The sequence below is a fragment of the Peribacillus sp. NPDC097284 genome (assembly GCF_044761765.1).
Lineage (GTDB): Bacteria > Bacillota > Bacilli > Bacillales > DSM-1321 > Peribacillus.
The window spans coordinates 256,919-276,556 of the sequence record NZ_JBIWCZ010000004.1 but is presented as its reverse complement, the minus strand read 5'-3'; the positions used below and the strand labels follow the sequence as shown (position 1 = coordinate 276,556).

The window sequence follows — 19,638 nt, the reverse complement described above, 5'->3', positions numbered from 1 at the left end:
ATTATATAATCAGGAGAAGGAATAATTCTTGGGTATTCAATCATATAATTTAGAAGAAGAAACGTAATATATTCGTAGACTTATACATTTAATTGTAAGTAATGTAATTAAGTGGTAATATAAAGAAAAAGAAATGTAACCGATTACAATTAGGTTTGTAAGGTGGTGGTTTATCTTTCAATAGAATAGTGAAATGACAGTTTATAAGATATCTACTTTTCATACTTTATGCAAACGTTTTCTTAAAAGGTATAGGAATTTACGGAAAAAGGGAGAGTTGATAGGCATGAAGCGTAAAAAATGGTATGGGGGAATCTTTTCTATTTTATTGATATTTAGTGTGGTCTTGGCAGGTTGCTCTTCTTCTACTGGCGGGGACAGTGATTCCGATAATAAAGATAAAGTGACGCTGGATATTTTCCAATTTAAAGTAGAGTTTAAGCCGCAATTTGAGACTCTGGCCAAGCAGTATGAAAAAGAGAACCCAAATGTGAAGATCGAAGTATCGACAGTTGGCGGCGGGAATGATTATAAATCAGCCATTACCGCAAAATTTGCTTCCGGTGAGGAACCAGCGGTGTTTAACATTGGCGGACCGATCGATGTGGAACAATATAAAGATAGATTATCAGATTTGAAGGATACGAAAGCTGCAGAGGCAGCACTGGATGGGACGTTGGATGGCGTTGAAGAGGACGGGCAGATTCTTGGGCTTCCATTCAATCAGGAAGGATATGGCCTGATTTATAACAAAAGGATCTTTAAAGAAGCCGGTATCAAGGCAGAAGACCTTACAAGCTATACAGCTCTAGAGGATGCAGTGAAGAAGCTGGATTCACAGAAAGGTAAATTGAAGCTTGATGCAGTATTCGCGTATCCGGTCAAAGAGAAATGGGTAACGGGAAACCATTTATCCAATGTCTTTTTAGCACCGGAGTTTGATGGAAACGTGTTGACGGCAAGCAAGGCGGAAACTGTCAAGTTCTCGGATGGAGACAAGTTCAAACAACTGGTCGATATTCAAAATAAATATTCTGTTCAGCCAACGGCAAGCCTTGATTACTCCCAACAAGTAGAAGAGTTATTCTCCCTTGAAAAGGTTGCAATCATCCAGCAAGGGAACTGGGTGTATAACACAGTGTATGACATGGATCCCGAATTAGCTGAAAATGGCATAGGCATCATCCCTATTCCGAATGGGGACACGGCAGCCATGCCGGTCGGGGTACCGAACTATTGGGCAGTAAATAAGAAATCGGATGAGAAAGTTCAGGAAGAAGCGAGGAAATTCCTAGACTGGATGTATACATCCGATGCAGGTAAAAAAGCTGTATTAGAAGATTTTAAATTCATTCCAGCCTATGAAGGGTATGACGTTGAAAAAATTGCCGATCCTCTATCAAAAGAAATTTATAAGTATTCACAAGAGGGAAATACCATTGGATGGGTGTTCAATGGATATCCAGTCGGGTGGAACGATGATCTGGGTGCAAGTGTCCAAAAATATGTAACCGGTAAAATGACATGGGATGAACTCGTCAAACAAAACATTGAAAACTGGGAGAAAATCCACAGTAAATAGGCATTCCGTTAAATAGGGAAACAACCAATCGAGCCTAACTTGTGTCGATTGGTTGTTTGTTCTATAAATATATCCGCTACTTACACACTATATTAGGAGGTCGGTTTCAAATGCGAAATCGAGATGCTGCATATTGGCTGTTCTTGACACCTGTTCTAGCCGCGCTCATTTTGGTCGTGATCGTGCCGCTCATTTACGGGTTTTATTATTCATTTACGAATTGGAACGGTTTGGGTACGCCCGATTTCACGGGTCTCAAAAATTATATAAACCTATTCTCGGACAAGGGCTTCCTGGATACATTTTGGTTCACCATCAAATTTTCTGTAACAGCGATTGTGGTCATAAACGTTCTTGGTTTGAGCTTGGCACTTATCGTGACTTCAAAACTGAAATCGAGCAACCTTCTTCGGACCATTTTCTTTATGCCGAACTTAATCGGTGGATTGATTCTTGGTTTCATTTGGCAGTTCATCTTCATCAAAGTCTTTGGTGCCATTGGCGATGTAACCGGCATAGAGGCATTTAATGGTTGGCTTTCCACAACCGAGACTGGATTTTGGGGATTGATTATTTTAACGTCCTGGCAGATGGCGGGATATATCATGATCATTTATATCGCTTATTTACAGGCAGTTCCTGAAGACCTGATTGAAGCGGCTAAAATCGATGGGGCCAATAGCTTCCAACGTTTTCGCTATATAACTTTTCCGCTTGTGGCACCAGCCTTCACGGTTAGTTTGTTCTTGACGCTTTCACACTCTTTCAAAATATATGATCAAAACCTTTCTTTGACGAACGGTGCGCCATACAATTCAACAGAAATGGTCGCAATGAACATTGTTAAATCCGCGTTTACCGAAAATGATATGGCTTATGCACAGGCCAAGGCCGTGATCTTTTTCGTGATTGTGGCAGCCGTTTCCTTGACACAGGTATATATCAATAAGAAAAGGGAGGTTGAGCTATGATGAGAAAGAATTGGAAGCTTTGGCTGGTCGGATTGATCGGGTTTGTATTGGCCTTGTTATGGCTCACCCCTTTTTATTTAATGATCGTAAATGCTTTTAAAATGAAACGCGAGATTTTCTCTGACACATTGGGCTTGCCGGATACCTGGACACTAGAAAATTTCACTCAGGCCTTCGAACAATTGGATTTTCTTCGGACTTTATTCAATTCCATCTTTATATCGGTTGTCAGTGTCGTGATAATTATTATCTTTTCAGCAATGGCCGCATATGCGCTATCACGAAATAAAAGTAAATTTAGTTCTTTGCTGTTCTTCGTGTTTGTGGCAGCCATGCTTATTCCATTCCAATCGGTGATGATCCCGCTTGTAGCCCAATTTGGTCAGATGGGTATGTTGAATCGCACCGGATTGATCATCATGTACTTAGGTTTTGGATGCAGTCTCTCCATATTCCTATATCATGGTACTTTAAAAGGGATCCCCATCACGCTGGATGAAGCGGCTAAAATAGATGGAGCCAACCGTTTTCAAGTATTCTGGTATATCATTTTTCCATTATTGAAACCGATGTCAATCACGGTCGGAATCTTGAATGTCATCTGGATTTGGAATGATTACCTTTTGCCATCGCTTGTTATCGGGGGTGCGGGATCTGAGACCATTCCACTTAAATTATTCTTCTTTTTCGGTCAATATACGAAACAATGGCATCTTGCCTTGGCAGGACTTACCTTGTCAATCATTCCAGTCATCATTGCGTACTTTTTTGCCCAAAGACAAATTATTAAAGGAATTGCTGACGGTGCGGTTAAATAACTATTTAGATATAGGGAATAATAAGCCCTGTGCGATGAACGGGAGTAGATGAAAATGTCTGTAACGATCAAAGACGTTGCCAAGAAAGCGAATGTCGCTCCATCCACGGTATCGCGTGTTATTCATAACAGTCCGACCATTAGTGAAAAGACAAAGCGTAAAGTACGGAAGGTATTGAAGGAAATGGGCTATCATATGAATGAAAATGCCCGGAATTTGGTTACAAAATCCACGAAGACCATTGGAATCGTAATGAAAAATTCGGCTAGGGAATCCCTGTACAATCCATTCTTTCCAGAAGTGATCCGAGGCATTGGCGACTTTTGTAATAAAGAGGGGTATAGCCTTTCGCTAACGACTGGGGAAACCGAGGATGCCATTTTTGAAGACGTCGTTAAAATGGTTCAAGGTAGACGCGTGGATGGCATGATTGTTTTGTATTCGAAGCAGGATGATAAAGTGGTGCCCTATCTAGTGAAACAAAGCTTCCCATTTGTCTTGGTAGGGAAGCCAAGGACGGATATGAGTGGCATCACTTTCATTGATAACGACAATGTTCAAGCGGCTAAGGAATTATCGGAGTTCGTCATCAATCTTGGTCATCAACGAATTGCCTTTTTAGGGGGCAGTCCTGAATTCGAAGTGATCCAGGCGCGTTTAAGCGGATTCCGACAAGCAATGGAACAGGCGAAGTTAAGCGTGCCAAAGGAAAGTATTAAACTGATTCCATTGAATCGCGCCGATGGCATAAAAGCCATCGAGGAACTGCTGAATTTACCTGAATCACCAACGGCATTTATAGTCATGGACCTATTATTGGGTGTGCTGTTATTGGGCGTGTTAGCGGAAAAGAAGTTGAAAGTTCCGGAACAAATAAGTGTCGTCTGCTTTAATCACTCGGAGTTTATCGAATTCTTAAGTACACCACTAACCACGGTCGATATTCATACGTACCAACTGGGCTATGAAGCAGCAAAGTGCGTATTTGATTTAATAGCCGATCCTAAAATGATGGAAAAGAGTATCCGGGTTCCTACCAAAATCGTACAGCGTGAGTCACATTCCGCTATTGAAAAAGAAATTACAGAGAAATTGTAGAATTGTTTTAGCAATTAAAGCTTGATTTTTCCTAACATAAATTTACAATATAGATTACCAATGTATTTAATCTTATTATTCAAAATTATTTTTTTATTGTTTCTAACGCAAACGTTTGCGTAACAAAATAAGAGGTATTAGTTAAACATGCAGGGGAAGTCGCCGAAAAAACATATGGAGGAGATTCTGATGAAGGTTTTGGTATGGAACGAGTATCGCCATGAACAAACGAAGCCAGAGGTAGCAGAGATTTATCCAAATGGGATCCATGGCGCGATTGCCGAGTTCTTACAAGAAGATCTGATTGAGGTTAACACGGCTACGCTTGACGAAAAAGAGCATGGTCTGACGGAAGAGGTACTGAAGGAAACGGATGTACTCCTCTGGTGGGGGCATATTGCACATGATGAAGTGCAGGATGAAATCGTTCAACGTGTTCATAAGCGGGTGCTCGAAGGGATGGGCCTTATCGTCCTCCATTCAGGACACTTTTCGAAAATCTTCAAACAATTAATGGGAACGACCTGCGATCTGAAATGGCGCGTAGCGGATGAAAGGGAACGGCTCTGGGTCGTGGATCCCGCTCACCCCATCGTTGAAGGAATCGGTGAATATATTGAGCTTGAGAAGGAAGAAATGTACGGGGAGCATTTCGATATACCGGCACCAGATCAATTGCTCTTAATGAGCTGGTTTGAAGGCGGCGAAGTTTTCCGAAGCGGATGCACGTACCAACGTGGAAAAGGAAGGATATTCTATTTCCGGCCTGGCCATGAAACGTATCCGACCTACTATAACCCAGAGATACAGCGGGTGATAAAGAATGCGGTCAAGTGGGTCAAGCCACGTTCTCACAACAATGTGGTTTATGGAAAAGCGGTACCATTGGAGAATATCTCATCCAAGAGATGAAGTGAAGGAGAGAGCAGAATGGTCAAAGTACAAGTGGGAGTCATTGGTTGTGGGAGCATTGCGAAAAATAGGCATTTTCCGGAATATGAAGCGCATCAGGAAACCGATATTGTAGCCGTTTGTGATATTGCGCAAGACAGGGCGAATGCAGCGGCACAAAGGTATGACGCAAAAGCATATACTGATTATATAGAACTCTTAAAGAATAAGGATATTGACGTGGTTAGTGTATGTACACCGAATTACCTGCATGCCCCCATCACGATCGCTGCTCTTGAAGCTGGAAAGCATGTTCTTTGTGAAAAGCCCATGGCGACCTCTTTAGAAGATGCGGAAAAAATGAATGAAGCAGCTGTAAAAAGCGGCAAGATATTAATGATTGGTCATAATCAGCGGTTTGTCCCTTCACATCAAAAAGCCAAAAAGCTAATTGAGAGTGGGGAATTAGGAAAGATTTACAGCTTCCGGACAGCTTTTGGACATTCAGGACCTGAAACTTGGAGTGTCGATGGGGAGAACAGCTGGTTTTTTAAAAAAGATCAAGCGGTCATCGGGGCGATGGGGGACTTAGGTGTTCATAAAGCCGATTTACTGCGATATGTGTTAGGCGAGGAATTTGTGGAAGTCGGAGCTTTTGTGGAAACGAGTGCAAAGCAACAGGCGGATGTTGATGATAGCGCTGCCTGCATCCTGCGAACGGGAAGCGGTATTATTGGTACCCTGACGGCAAGCTGGTCGTACGCAAAAGAAGACAACGCAACGGTCATTTATGCGGAAAAAGCCGTATTGCGTCTAGAAGACGACCCTAAATATTCACTGATTATCCATCATAAGAATGGGAAGACCGAAACCTTCGAATTAGGGGGCATCCAGACAAATGACTCTGGCGGACAGCATGATACTGGAGTAATCAGCCACTTTATAAAAAGTGTGGTAAACAATGAAGAGCCTCTTGTCACAGGAATTGAAGGATTACAATCACTAAAAGTCATTCTCGGCGCAATGGAATCAAATGCATCCAGACAAATCGTCCGCTTATAAAGGGGTTTAATAGTCATCATGTACAAATTGAAAATGGGTATTATCGGTGCTGGGGGGATTGCCCAAAAAAGGCATATCCCAGCCTTCCAAACATTACAGGATAAAGTGGTTTTATATGCAATTCAGGATATTGATGAATTGAAGGCGAGAGATGTCGCCAGGCAACATCATATTGAAAAAGTTTTTACCAATTATGAAGATATGTTTGCCGAAGTGGATGCGGTCACGATAGCCACACCGAACAAGTTTCATGCCGAGATTTCCATCGCGGCATTGCAGGCTGGTGTACATGTTTTATGTGAAAAGCCGATGGCCATCACGACTGAGGAATGTAAGGCAATAACCGATGCGGCAAACTTATCTGGAAAAGTGCTCTCCATTGCGTATCATTACCGGTTCATGAAGGAAGCCCAGGCTGCCAAAAAAATGATTCGAGCAGGTGAAATTGGAGAGCCATATGTGGCACGAGTTCAGGCCATTCGACGAAGGAAAGTCCCCGGTTGGGGCGTATTTACGAGCAAGGAATTGCAAGGCGGAGGCAGTGTGATCGATTATGGCTGTCATTTGCTTGACTTGGCTTTATGGCTGATGGATGACCCAGAACCAATCGAAATTGTAGGTTCGACATATAATTATGTCAGTAAGGGTGTCGATCAAGTCAATCTATGGGGCAATTTCGATGCTTCCGTTTTTGAAGTGGATGACCATGCAACGGCTTATATCAAATTTGCAAATGGAGCTTCTTTGTTATTTGAAACGTCATGGGCCGCAAATATCCGCGAAGAAGCGACAGTCTTGAGTTTATCCGGAACACAGGGTGGTCTAGATGTGTTCCCACTCATATTGAATCAGGCGAAGCACGGGATGCTTTTGAATAGTGAAGCGGTTTGGATGCCAGGTGAGGACACACCGGATCTTCAACAGGCGGCGAACTTTATCGATAGTTGCCTTGGTTTTGCCGAACCGTTGGTAAAACCAGCGGAAGCCATGAAAGTATCGAAAATCATTGAAGCTATTTACCAAAGTTCCGCAAGCGGAAAAGTCATGAGCATCAATTAATGCAAAGGTGAGGTGAGGCGAGTGAAACTAGGCGTTTTTACAGTACTATTCGGACAAAAAACATTTGAGGAAATGCTTGATTATGTGGCAGCCTCTGGATTGAAAACAGTGGAAATCGGTACAGGCGGGTACCCAGGTAATGCCCATTGTCCACTGGATGAGCTATTGGAGAGTGAAGAAAAGCGGCAGGACTACATGGAAGCCATCCAATCAAGGGGGCTAGCCATCAGTGCGTTCAGCTGTCACGGCAACCCTATTTCCCCAGATGAAAGCTGGGCTAGGGAAAGTGATGAAAATCTAGTAAAGTCCATTAAGTTAGCTGCCTTGATGAATGTACCTGTCGTCAATACCTTTTCCGGTACCGCAGGTGATCACGAAGGTGCCAAATATCCGAATTGGCCGGTTGCTCCATGGCCGAACGAATATGCGGACGTGTTGAAATGGCAATGGGAAGAAAAACTGATTCCTTATTGGAAAAAAATCGCTGCGCTTGCTGATGAACATCATATTAAAATTGGACTCGAACTGCATGGGGGTTTTCTCGTCCACACACCATACACCTTGTTGAAGCTACGGGAAGCCACATCGAACGCAATCGGTGCCAACCTTGACCCAAGCCATCTCTGGTGGCAGGGAATCGAACCTGTCGGCGCCATTAAAATTCTTGGAAAAGCTGGAGCCATTTATCATTTCCATGCTAAAGACACCTATCTGGACCAAGATAATATCAATATGTACGGTCTCACCGACATGCAACCATACGGCAACATCCAGACACGTGCCTGGAACTTCCGCTCAGTAGGTTGCGGCCATAGCCTCCAAGAATGGTCCGACATGATGAGTGCCCTTCGTACTTATGGCTATGACTACGTCGTCAGCATCGAACACGAAGATCCGCTCATGTCGATCGAAGAAGGTTTCCAACGAGCCGTGACGAACTTGAAAACCGTCCTGATCAACGAAAGTCCAACTGATCTATGGTGGGTATAACCGATAATGAGCAGCCTAATGGTTGCTTTTTATTTTGGAGTCGAATTGGACTTTGACCGAAAAAAGCTGGATTAGACCGATATATCTTCAACTAGACCGATAAAATGTTGAAATTGACTGATATATTACGCAGTTTGACCGATAAAAGGAATGCAGCTAGCTAAAAAAGATGCTCCCAAATCTGGGGGCATCCTCTTCACTCATCTTTTTCTTGGTGTGTAATTCAATTCTGCAAATAGTTTGTTTAATTCTTCTTTTGTCAGGTCGCGCCATTGACCGAGGGGTAACCTGTCCAAGTGGATGTTCATGATGCGAACGCGCTGCAGTTCACGGACTTCATAACCTAGTGCTGTACACATGCGGCGGATTTGCCGGTTCAACCCTTGCATTAAGGTAATGTTGAACGTATGGCGTGAAAGCGGCTTGACTTCACATGGAAGTGTTTTCGTATCCAAGATTTCTACGCCTGATGACATCTCTTGTAGGAAGGAATCCGTAAGTGGCTTATCAACAGTGACAATGTACTCTTTCTCATGCTTGTTTTCTGCCCGGAGGATTTCATTTACGATATCTCCGTCATTTGTAAGCAGAATCAAACCGCTTGAGTCTTTATCAAGACGACCCACATGAAAAATGCGTAGCGGATGATTAACAAAATCGACAATGTTTCCTTTGATATGTTTTTCAGTCGTGCTTGTGATGCCTGTTGGTTTATTCAGTGCAATATATACATACTGCTGCTCTACTTTTATCGGTTTGCCATCGACACAAACATCATCGCCCGGTTCAGCTTGGCTGCCAAGTTCGGCTACAGCTCCGTTTATGGTCACTCGACCTTCAGCAATCCATTTATCGGCGCCTCGTCTCGAAGTAATCCCTGATTCACTAATATATTTATTGATTCTCAACTAAAGCACACCTTTACATTCAGATTTTCTTCTATAAAGATAACGTAAATCATGCTAGATAAACAAGGGGAAAGCTAAAATGTCTACTTAAGCAGAAGCCACAGCTTTTTTATCCTTCTTCTTTTTAGTGGCTAAGTAGACACCGGAGAAGACAAGAAGGCCACCAAGAATTTGGACTATTGTGATGTTTTGACCCAACATCAAGCTTAGAATCGCAGTGAAGACGACAATGAGATTAAGGTAAACGCCAGCTTGGCTTGCATCAATATGACGCAGTGAAATGTTCCAGAAAATGAAGGAACCAACGGATGGAAAGATTCCAATATATAAAATGCCTACCATCGCTTGAGTACTTACAACAAGGTTCAGCCCCGAACTAAAGGCGAACGGAGCAGCCAGAATCAGTCCAAGTAAAACGGATACGGCGGTGGCTGATATGGCCGGGATATTTTTTATCTTTTTGGCGATGAGTGAATAGAAGGTCCAGACAAGTATCGCCAGAATCATCAACAGATCTCCTTTATTGAAGGTAAGATGGAAAATGGTCTGAAGATGTCCATTCGTTAAGACCAATAATACTCCGAATAAGGATAGAATAAGGCCAATCACATGTAGGAATGAAATGTTCTCTTTTAATAGTAAGACGGAAAACAGGACGATGACCGCAGGGGTAATCGAATTAACGAGAGCGGCATTCATGGAAGTCGTATAGGTCAAAGCCCAATACAGGAAAAAATTATAGCCGATGATGCCGAGCATGCCCATCAGTAATAGTACTTTCCATGCTTTCCATACACTTTTCCAATCGGGTTTTTCAATCCAATGAGCAAGAGGAAATAATAAGATAACAGCAATTAGCCAGCGTGAAAACGTGAGGTGAATCGGCGAAAGTTCAGCAACGACGTATTTGCCGAAAATATAATTACCGGCCCAGAATAAGTTAGCCAAGATAAGAAATAAAAGAATATAAGATTTTTTCATGGGGTAGCCTCTTTCTTTAATGATTGAATATTCAATAAATATACCAATGTAGAAAAAGGGAAGCAATATAAATAGTGAAGATTACGTTGAGGGATTATTCTTGTCCAGGAAGGGATGCTATTCATTCATTGCGGGAGACCATGAATATGAAATAAAGAAAAAAGCTGTTCAATCGAAATTGAACAGCTTCTCTCTTATCTTTTAAGCGAAAATCGCGCTGATTTCAGCAATATCATCGATGGTTAATTCAACGTCCAATGCTTTTAAATTACGCGAGACTTGCTCAGGCTTTTTGGACCCGGGTATCAAGACATCTATGGAATGACGTGTTAAATACCAGGCAAGGGCGACGTCCGCAACCTCTGCGTTTTTTCGGTTGGCGATTTCACGAAGCTCCTCGACTTTTTGCAAGTTTCCTGCATAGGCTTGCCCTTGGAAAAGGGGATCTTTAGCTCGCAGGTCGTCAAACTTCGATTCTTCATTATATTTGCCACCAAGCAGGCCGGATGCAAGCGGAAAATAAGGGACAAAGGAAATTTGATTTTCAGCTGTATATGGAAGCAAGTCTTGCTCGGCTCCCCGCTTAAACAGGTTATATTCGGATTGTAAGACGTCGACATAGCCGTCTTTATTGGCTTCTTTTAATTGCTCGAACGAAAAATTCGAGACGCCAATCGCCTTGATTTTTCCGGCATCTTTCAATTCTTTTAAAGCCCCGACAGCCTCATCCTTTGGTGTAGCTTCATCAGGGAAATGAATGTAAAATAAATCAATATAATCAGTCTGGAGCCGCTTTAAACTGGATTCTACAGACTCTCTAAGGAAAGCGGGAGAGTTGTCAATGACCATTTTACCATCCACGAATTTATGGGCACCTTTCGTAGCGAGTACCACTTCCTCGCGTTTGCCGGTATCCTTCAGCACTTCGCCAATCAGTTCCTCCGAGCGTCCGGGCCCGTAAATGTAGGCTGTATCCCAAAAGTTGATGCCTTCTTCAAGAGCCGTCCGCAGGACATCTCTTCCGGTATCTTCATTCAGGTTAGGGAATAGGTTATGTCCACCAATTGCATTCGTACCAAGACCAATCTGATTCACATACAAATTCGTTTTACCAATACGTGTTTGCTTTGACATTTATTGATCATCTCCTCTATCCTTATCATAACAAAAATAGGGTGGAAATTTCCAAAAATAAGCAATAGAAGGCGAGAAAAAAGCAGATGAATCAACGGACTCATCTGCTCCACTTATTTGGTTTCCATGTCTTCGGTGGGTGATGCTTTCCCTGCTTGGCTTAGAATAATGCCAATGACCGTGCCAACCAAGGCTGGTAGGACCCATTCCATTCCATGTTCAGAAAACGGAAGGGCTTCGGTGAATGTTTCCACGAGTCCTAATGGTACATCAAAAGCGCTCAGTCCATCGATCAGGGCAAAGATACCGGTGAAAATCATAGCGCTCCGGTATACTTTTTTTGGATTCTTAAAGTGACGGCTGAAGAATGTCAAAGCGACCAGGACAATTGTTAAAGGGTAGGCCATCACTAGGAAAGGTACGGATACTTTTAAGATTTGATTCAATCCTAGATTGGATAGAGTGAACCCGATTAGCGTGATGAGCAGGACGACCGTTTTGTAGCTGGCCTTAGGAATTAGATTGGAAAAATAATGTCCACAGGCTGTTGTTAATCCTACTACGGATGCGATACAGGCCAATAGGAAGATGATCCCCAAAAGGGTTTTCCCGCCTGTCCCAAGTAATAGGGTAGAAGCGGCGGTCAGGATATCGGTTCCATTTTCATAAGAACCGTTCGCAGCCATGCGTGCTCCCATGAAACCTAAGGATGTATACACAAGAGATAGGAAGATTGCTGTGACCATTCCAGCCTTTATGGTGTACTTAGTCAGCTGCTTACGGTCCGATACCCCTCTCTTTTGGATGGAGGTCAGGATGACAATCCCGAAGGCCAGGGCGGCTAAAGCATCCATCGTGTTATAACCTTCAATGAACCCTTTTGAAAAAGCACCTGTTACGTACGCCTCTGTTGGTGCCTGGAAGGGTGCATCCAGTTTTATAAAGCCAACGATACAAAGGATGACAATAGACCCTAATAGAGTGGGCGTGCTCCAACGGCTCATGATGGTCTCCATTTTTTCAGGATTCATCGATATGGCATAAACGATCAAGAAGAATGCAATCGTGAATAGGAATAAAAAGAGCGATTGGCCTATCGTGTCGCCAAGATAGGGTTTGAATCCCATTTCATAGGCGACGTTAGCATTTCTGGGTATGGCAAGGAAAGGTCCGATGCTTAAATAGATGACGATCATGAAAATCTTGCTGAAAGTTGGGTGCACACGCGACCCAATCGTTTCTGCCCCGCCTTTGACGAGGGAAACGGCGACCAGAACTAGAATCGGGAGTCCGACGCCTGTGACGATAAATCCTGCGATGGCCGGCCAGAAGGAAGTCCCTGATGAGGCTCCCAAAAATGGAGGAAAAATCAGGTTGCCCGCCCCGAAGAACATGGAGAAAAGCATAAGCCCGATAAATAATACGTCTGTTTTTTTCATGATGATGTCTCCTTTTTACGATCTAGTGAAAAACTCGCCGAATGGACTAACGGGATCATGTGAAAGTATTACTAAGAAAATAAAAAAACGCCCCTACTTAGAGGGACGAGTTGTGTGCTCGCTTTACCACCCATATCCGCGCTTTTTTAAAAGCCACGGCAATCAGTCAACGTACGGTCCATACGGAGCTATTATAATCTAAAGATAATTTAGCAAATTCAGTATACTAAGTCAATAGGATGAAGTCTTCTTTAGGACAGGATATTAGTCCTAGAGAATCTGGTATGGTTTAAAACGGTTTATGATCAATCGAAAGAATCGTAAAAACTCCCTATTATCTTTCTACCTTCATCTATATTATAATAGAAGTAGAACACTAAAGGAGACAATATGATGTCTGAAAATAAAAAGTTGAGCCTGGCGGATGCTGTCAAGCAGAAATTGGCGCAAAAGCAAGCTGAAACAAGTAAAGATAAACTTGAAACCGGTGTTGTGAAAAAAACAAAACCGCTTAAAAGCCAATTAACTAAAAAGCCCAATAATCAACGTAAGCGCACAGGGGTATAATCCCAATTTGTCAAAGGACAATTACTGTTCAATGCTTATCAGAGAGCAGTATCCTTCATGATCAAAGGTGCTGCTTTTTTTATATTATTTTATTTTTTACCATTTTAAGGTAGTGTGTGAACGGGGATTCTGGTAATTTAATGGTATAGGAAATATCCCTCGCATTGCTTCATATCCTGGTGAAATCCATAAAAGCATATTTTAAGGGAGAGAGTCGATTTGTTAAAAACATTACAAGCCCGGCGGTTTCTGTTTTAAACTTGTAAGAGTTATGACATGTTGTTACCATATTGTTTTGTTAAAATAATAATTTGGAGCTTTGACAGATCATTTTCTTATCTAAAGGAACCTATTGATTTGATCCTTTACTTGAAAATATGAAATATATCGGGGGAATTACGATGGAAGAACAGCTGATTGGCAAAAAGTTCTATGAAACGATGATTGATGACATAAATAAGCATCCGATTCAAGCCTTGGGAGAAATGTTTCTCGTGGAACAAAAAAAGGAAAGATCGGATTTAACCACAATCAGGTTTGCCCAGGGGGAAGTGTACTTCCTGCATCATGACTTTGAGGCGGCCATATTTAAATGGGAGAATATAGAGGGTAATCTTGCTGAATGGGCTAAGAAGAATATTGCTGATGCCTACTTTGAGCTAGAGATGTATTCGACGGCAGAAGATATTTATAAAGCCATTAATACGAGCGAACCTGTATTAAAGACGGAAGTCCTTCTGCAACTGTTTTCACTATACATAGTAGAAACAAGAAATGATCTGGCATCCAAAGTGGTGAAGGAAGCAGTCGATTTCCAACCGGATTATCCAAATGTCACGGAAATTGCGCGCTCCTTCTTTGAAGCGCAAAAGGATTGGAATAGCGCGATAGTTTTAGCGGCCAACGAAAGTATCCGTACGGAGTCAATGGCTTGGTTCGATGTTTTGAAAACATACATCCAGCAGGGCGTTGCACAATCGACGGCTCCGGATTATTTCGCGAACGTGCTTAGATCCTTATATAATCTTGACCAAGATCGTTTTGAGAAAATGACGGTAGCCCTTTGGAAGAACTATAAATATACGGATTCTTACTTTGAATGGCTTAAGGTCATCAATAAATTGATCGATGAAATCGAATTGAACAACGGGGATGTTTGGGATGAGCTTTCCGTCTATTATCGCGATGCCTATGCAGGATTACTAGAAGGTACGCATTTAGTCAAAGAGTTAAGTCCTGTCGTACCAAGACTGTTGGAAAATTGGTTGAAAATCGCGGAAGGGGAGATTTCGTTATTTGCAGCGGCCTCTGTCCTTTCCTGGAATGAGATTTTCCCAGATACAGTGAGCGCACTTGTTGTTCAAGATGCAGAAAGTCTGTTAGCGAAATCCCCTAGATTGGGAGGCGGTCTCGAAGCAGGCGAAAAACTGATTCACTCCATCATTCAATGGGCAGAGAGCAATGATCTATCAGTCGGCAATAAGCTGAAATGGATGGTTGAGGGAATTAAGGATATGAGCAATTTCAATCTGCTTCTTGTTGGAAGTGCAGGAAATGGCAAGACATCCTTCATTCAATCGATAGCGGGTGAAAGCATTGCAGCGGAAGACCATTCATCTCTTGTGAGCGTTAAAGATGGCGATGACCTGGAAATCTATGAAATTACCGATACAGATCGTAAAATGGTCGAAGAGTTAACGGAGTTGGATGAAACGCGTCGTCAACGCGGAACGATTGTCGATGTGACACTCATCAGTGATTATTTGAGAAATAATCGCCTGCGTCTACTGGATACTCCAGGATTTAATGGAGAGAAAAGCGTAGACCCTGACTTCCAAAATTACTTACTGGAGAGCGATGGAGTGATGTTCGTTCTGGATGCACGGGCACCTTTCACGGGCAGTGAACGTGATTTGCTATTGGAAATGCAACAAATGGCCCCTAAACTTCCTATTCATTTCTTGCTGAATAAAATGGATACCATCTATAGTGATCAAGTGGCAGTCAGGATGGAAGATGAAACATGGGATAAGGTGAATGCTTATTTCCCGAACGCGAAGGTATTTGCTTTCTCCAAGCTTTATGACAGCAAACAGCAACTGCAGGATCTAGCCGTCTTCCTTCACGCAAACTATCAAGATAGCAATTGGAAGGAAATGAGGGCGGAGAAGCTCCTTGCCTTCACGCGTAAAACTTTATCCTATCTATTAGAAAAACGGGCAGCGAATGAACGGAAATGCGAGCATTCGATTTCTTGGAATGAACAGATGGAAGTGAAGTTGAATGGCGCTACGAATCAGTTGACTGATTTGGAAAAAGAAAAAACCGAAAACATTACAAGATCTTATCGCTTATTAAAAGAAGAAGTGAAAAAACAGCTTTCCACACGAATTCCTGAATTACTGCGTGATTGCTCTAAAACATTATCTGAGAATAGTGACTTTAGCCAAGTGCATATACAGTTGAATCAGGAAATGAACGATCGGATCCAGGCATTTATATCCGATAAAATCATGCCGCAGTATTTCCGCTCGCTTCAAGACTGGATTGCTACATCTGAGTTAGAATTCACGCAAAGCCAACAGTTCATGGATGAGATGAGCGCAGGCTTCAATGAGCTATACAAAGAAGAACGTATTGTACTGGCCGGGGACTTCCGGGTCTTGGATGACTGGCGCCGTGATGCGGACCGGATGACAAGCAGCATCCGGATAGAAAATGTAAACATATTACTAAGAAGGACCCCATCTCAGTTGATTCTTAAGGGAGCCGGGAAGCTATTTGGTGCCATTCCGCAAAATAAAGCGAATATGTACAATCGATATAAGAAGTTCTTGGAAAATGAAGACTTCCAGGATGTTGCCGATATGATCAGTGACCGATTCCTTACTCAGTTTGGATTGTTCGAAAAATCCTTGGAACGTGACATATCCCTGTTCTACCGCAATCCATTTGCCATCCTTGAAAAAAATATCGAACAGACGAAAGCCGAAATCAAAGAACAGCAGGCTACATTGGAACATATGAGACAAAATCCTGAAGTCTACCGTGATCCGATTACCCTGTTCGAAGTGAAACTGCGCCAATTCGAACGCCTTGAAAAAATCGAGAAAAGACGCCTGGCGAAACTGCAAGGAAAATAAAACATTTAAAATATTCTAAAAACTATTGACTTAATGACTATATCCCTATAAAGTGGTACTTACCATAACGAAACGTAACACATTATATTCTCTTATCAAGAGTGGCGGAGGGACTGGCCCTACGATGCCCAGCAACCGTTCCAATTAGGAATTGGTGCTAAATCCTGCAAAACAGAAATGTTTTGACAGATAAGAGAGGGATAAGTCTGCAAACCAGCTGATTAAACCTCTCTATTTTAGAGAGGTTTTTATTTTGTGTTTATGCCGAGCTAACAGATAAGAATAATGTAAAAAATAGGGGGAATTAAAATGGGAAAATCAATTTTAAAAGGAGCTTTCGTTTCCGTCATCGCTTCGGCGTTGCTTTTGACGGGGTGTTCTTCGGGACAAAGTACAGGGGAAGCGAAAAAAGAGGAAAAGGTATCTTTTGAAAATGTTCCAGAACGATTTGCGAAAGGCGAGGGAGCTAAAATTAAAGTCATTCGTAAAATTGGCGGCGATGATCACACGGCCCAATACTTAGCAGGGGCGCAAGAAGAAGGAGAAGCACTTGGCTTCCAAGTAGATACTTTTACGGCCAATGGCGATACGGCTAAATTCCATGATGCCATCGCTCAGGCTCTGGAGGAAGACTATGATGGCTATATCATTTCCCATGGTGATGATGCAGCGACAGTGAATGACGTACAAAAGTTGGTTGATGCAGGGAAAAGCGTAGTCACATTCGATTCCATCGGCGATTTAACGAAAATTGATGGGGTAACAGTAACCTCACAAGATGACGAAGCATTGGCAACTCTTGCTTTTGACAAATTGATTGAAGAGCAAAAAGGCGAAGCGAACATTGCATACCTTTGGGTAGATGGTTTCCCTCCTATGGTGAGAAGAAATGCCGTGTATCAAGAAAAGCTGAAAGAAAATCCTGGCATTCATGAAATTGAAAGATTCGGAGTGGCATCTTCAGATACTTCTGTCCAGACGCAAAACGCGGTATCGGCGATGTTAAACAAGTATCCAAAAGGTAAACTAGACGCAATTTTCGCAACATGGGATGCATTCGCTATCGGAGCAGCTCGTGCGATAAAAGAAGCGGGGCGCGATGAAGTGAAAATCTATGGTATTGACGTGTCCAATGCCGACCTTCAGGAGATTCAAACAAAAGGAAGCTCATGGTCGTATACCGCAGCGGTTGATCCGAAGTTGATTGGTGCAGTGAATATGAGACTGCTAGCGAAAAAACTAGCGGGGGAAGAAACGCCGCAAACCTATGATTTAGAAGCATCATTGATATCTCAAAAACAGCTTCAATCATCGAAGGACGCTGTCAATATGACCAATCTATCCGGCATTGTTCAAGGCTGGGGAGTATCAACGGAATTTGAAGAAGACTGGATGAAAGTATTGAAAGAACATTATAAGAAGTAACGATCAGAATCAGTAGACACTCTCTTTCAAGTTGAAGAGAGTGTCTGTTTAATGGGAGGGATTGGACATGGGCATTCAACTAGAAATGAAACAAATATCGATTGAGTTTCCAGGTGTAAAAGCGCTTAGTGAAGTTGATTTTTCAGTACAGTCGGGAACAGCACATGCATTGGTCGGCGCAAATGGAGCAGGGAAATCGACGCTAATGAAAGTCTTATCAGGAGCTCATGTCCATTATACCGGCGACATTTTTCTAAATGGCCAGGTACAGGATATCCGGTCGCCAAAGTCGGCACAGGAAGCTGGCATTCAAATTGTGTATCAGGAAGTGGATACGGCCCTCATTCCTTATTTAACGGTTGCGGAGAACGTGATGCTGAATGAATCCGTACAGAACATGGGGAGAAAACAAATCATCAAGTGGAAGGAATTACATAGAAAAGCGACGGAAATCTTGGAAGAAATGAACATCCATGTGTCTTCGAAAAAACTGGTAAGGGACCTTACGTTGGCCGAAAAGCAGATGGTCTTGATAGCTAGGGCCGTTTCAACCGCATGTAAATTCTTGATTCTCGATGAGCCGACTGCTCCGTTAAGCCATACGGAAACAACGGAACTATTCCGGATTGTGAATGAGCTGAAGCAACGTGGTGTAGGCATTATTTTCATTTCTCATCGTCTACCCGAGATATTTGAAGTGTGTGAGGACATTACAATCATGAGAAATGGGAAGAGTGTGAGGCGCAGTAGAATCAGTGATATCACACAAAACGAAGTGATTGAGCAGATGCTTGGAAAGTCAATGGAAGAACAGTTTCCCGTCGTGAATGCCGAGCTAGGTGCGGTGATGTTTGAAGTGAACCGACTGTCGGATGCCGATAAAGTCAAAGATGTCAGTCTTCATGTGAGGGCCGGTGAGATAGTCGGTTTAGCGGGCCTTGTCGGGGCAGGAAAAACGGAGCTTTGTAAAACGCTTTTCGGCCATACGGCCATTATAACGGGGGATGTTGTGTTGAATGGAAGGAAGCTTATTCTGAAAACGCCCCATCATGCTGTGAAGAGCGGCTTGGCACTAGTCCCCGAAGAACGGAGGAAAGAAGGCGTTCTCGTACAGGAGTCTGTTACTACGAACTTGACTGCTGCAAGTGTCGGGAAATTCAGTAAGGCATTCAGCTTCGTCGATCGCCAGGCAGAAAAGATAAAGGCGAAAGACCTGATAGCCACTCTTGGGATCAAAACGCCTTCAGAGGAAGCGAAGGTCGAAAACCTATCAGGGGGCAATCAGCAAAAGATCGCCATCGGAAAGTGGTTATTGGCTGATGCGGATGTATACATATTCGATGAGCCGACAAAAGGCGTCGACGTCGGGGCCAAGAAGGATATTTTTGAACTGATCGCAAAGTTAGCCCAAAAGGGGAAAGCGATTATTTATGCATCATCCGAATTGGCCGAAATCATAGGAATCACAAACAGGACCTATGTTTTATATGACGGAAGGATGGTCAAGGAGCTAGAGACAAGCAAGACAAATGAAGAAGAACTACTATTCTACTCAACAGGGGGCAAATAG

General features: G+C 42.8%; 16 protein-coding genes and 1 riboswitch. Of the genes, 12 read left to right on the top strand and 4 right to left on the bottom strand.

What is annotated here, in order from left to right; all coding sequences use genetic code 11:
- Positions 1–286: 286 nt before the first annotated feature.
- From ACIQXU_RS11245 to ACIQXU_RS11210, 8 genes are all read left to right on the top strand, one after another.
- Positions 287–1,582 carry an ABC transporter substrate-binding protein gene (locus tag ACIQXU_RS11245; RefSeq protein ID WP_402989274.1) on the top strand — a complete coding sequence of 432 codons (1,296 nt, stop codon included), beginning with the start codon at positions 287–289 and terminating at the stop codon, positions 1,580–1,582.
- Positions 1,583–1,692: 110 nt separating this feature from the next.
- Entirely contained in the window at positions 1,693–2,553 is an 861-nt protein-coding gene (locus ACIQXU_RS11240; protein WP_402989271.1) for a carbohydrate ABC transporter permease, read from the top strand.
- Positions 2,550–3,371 carry a carbohydrate ABC transporter permease gene (locus ACIQXU_RS11235; protein ID WP_402872094.1) on the top strand — a complete coding sequence of 274 codons (822 nt, stop codon included), beginning with the start codon at positions 2,550–2,552 and terminating at the stop codon, positions 3,369–3,371. The genes ACIQXU_RS11240 and ACIQXU_RS11235 overlap by 4 nt, the downstream gene beginning before the upstream one ends.
- A gap of 54 nt (positions 3,372–3,425) precedes the next feature.
- Positions 3,426–4,469 carry a LacI family DNA-binding transcriptional regulator gene (locus tag ACIQXU_RS11230; protein WP_402872092.1) on the top strand — a complete coding sequence of 348 codons (1,044 nt, stop codon included), beginning with the start codon at positions 3,426–3,428 and terminating at the stop codon, positions 4,467–4,469.
- Between the two features lie 189 nt (positions 4,470–4,658).
- Positions 4,659–5,381 carry a ThuA domain-containing protein gene (locus ACIQXU_RS11225; protein ID WP_402989266.1) on the top strand — a complete coding sequence of 241 codons (723 nt, stop codon included), beginning with the start codon at positions 4,659–4,661 and terminating at the stop codon, positions 5,379–5,381.
- Between the two features lie 18 nt (positions 5,382–5,399).
- The gene (locus ACIQXU_RS11220) at positions 5,400–6,422 is read left to right on the top strand and encodes a Gfo/Idh/MocA family protein (RefSeq protein WP_402872086.1); all 1,023 of its coding nucleotides are present in this window, start codon (positions 5,400–5,402) and stop codon (positions 6,420–6,422) included.
- 18 nt (positions 6,423–6,440) lie between these two features.
- A complete protein-coding gene (locus tag ACIQXU_RS11215) occupies positions 6,441–7,481 on the top strand; it encodes a Gfo/Idh/MocA family protein (RefSeq protein WP_402872084.1) in 1,041 nt (346 codons plus the stop codon).
- A 21-nt stretch (positions 7,482–7,502) separates the two neighbouring features.
- On the top strand, positions 7,503–8,471 hold the full coding sequence (locus ACIQXU_RS11210) for a sugar phosphate isomerase/epimerase family protein (RefSeq protein WP_402989263.1): 969 nt from the start codon (positions 7,503–7,505) through the stop codon (positions 8,469–8,471).
- A gap of 200 nt (positions 8,472–8,671) precedes the next feature.
- On the opposite strand, the gene rluF is transcribed toward ACIQXU_RS11210, so the two are convergent.
- From rluF to brnQ, 4 genes are all read right to left on the bottom strand, one after another.
- Positions 8,672–9,379, bottom strand: coding sequence for a 23S rRNA pseudouridine(2604) synthase RluF (rluF, locus tag ACIQXU_RS11205; protein WP_402989260.1), 708 nt, complete (start codon positions 9,377–9,379; stop codon positions 8,672–8,674).
- 87 nt (positions 9,380–9,466) lie between these two features.
- Positions 9,467–10,360: a DMT family transporter gene (locus tag ACIQXU_RS11200; RefSeq protein WP_402989258.1), complete on the bottom strand. Its 894-nt coding sequence runs from the start codon at positions 10,358–10,360 to the stop codon at positions 9,467–9,469.
- A 201-nt stretch (positions 10,361–10,561) separates the two neighbouring features.
- Positions 10,562–11,494 (bottom strand): aldo/keto reductase, encoded by a 933-nt coding sequence (locus ACIQXU_RS11195; protein WP_402989255.1) that lies wholly within the window; start codon positions 11,492–11,494, stop codon positions 10,562–10,564.
- Positions 11,495–11,607: 113 nt separating this feature from the next.
- Positions 11,608–12,933 (bottom strand): branched-chain amino acid transport system II carrier protein, encoded by a 1,326-nt coding sequence (gene brnQ / locus ACIQXU_RS11190; protein ID WP_402989253.1) that lies wholly within the window; start codon positions 12,931–12,933, stop codon positions 11,608–11,610.
- A gap of 393 nt (positions 12,934–13,326) precedes the next feature.
- Here brnQ and ACIQXU_RS11185 point away from each other — a divergent pair, with 393 nt between their 5' ends.
- The 4 genes from ACIQXU_RS11185 to ACIQXU_RS11170 all read left to right on the top strand — a co-directional run bounded on the left by ACIQXU_RS11185 (position 13,327) and on the right by ACIQXU_RS11170 (position 19,638).
- Positions 13,327–13,500, top strand: coding sequence for a hypothetical protein (locus ACIQXU_RS11185; RefSeq protein WP_402872063.1), 174 nt, complete (start codon positions 13,327–13,329; stop codon positions 13,498–13,500).
- A gap of 401 nt (positions 13,501–13,901) precedes the next feature.
- The gene (locus ACIQXU_RS11180; protein ID WP_402989250.1) at positions 13,902–16,643 is read left to right on the top strand and encodes a GTP-binding protein; all 2,742 of its coding nucleotides are present in this window, start codon (positions 13,902–13,904) and stop codon (positions 16,641–16,643) included.
- An 89-nt stretch (positions 16,644–16,732) separates the two neighbouring features.
- Positions 16,733–16,839: riboswitch (SAM riboswitch) on the top strand.
- A gap of 113 nt (positions 16,840–16,952) precedes the next feature.
- Positions 16,953–18,068, top strand: a complete 1,116-nt coding sequence (locus tag ACIQXU_RS11175; RefSeq protein WP_402989247.1) for a sugar ABC transporter substrate-binding protein — start codon at positions 16,953–16,955, stop codon at positions 18,066–18,068.
- 67 nt (positions 18,069–18,135) lie between these two features.
- The gene (locus ACIQXU_RS11170; protein WP_402989244.1) at positions 18,136–19,638 is read left to right on the top strand and encodes a sugar ABC transporter ATP-binding protein; all 1,503 of its coding nucleotides are present in this window, start codon (positions 18,136–18,138) and stop codon (positions 19,636–19,638) included.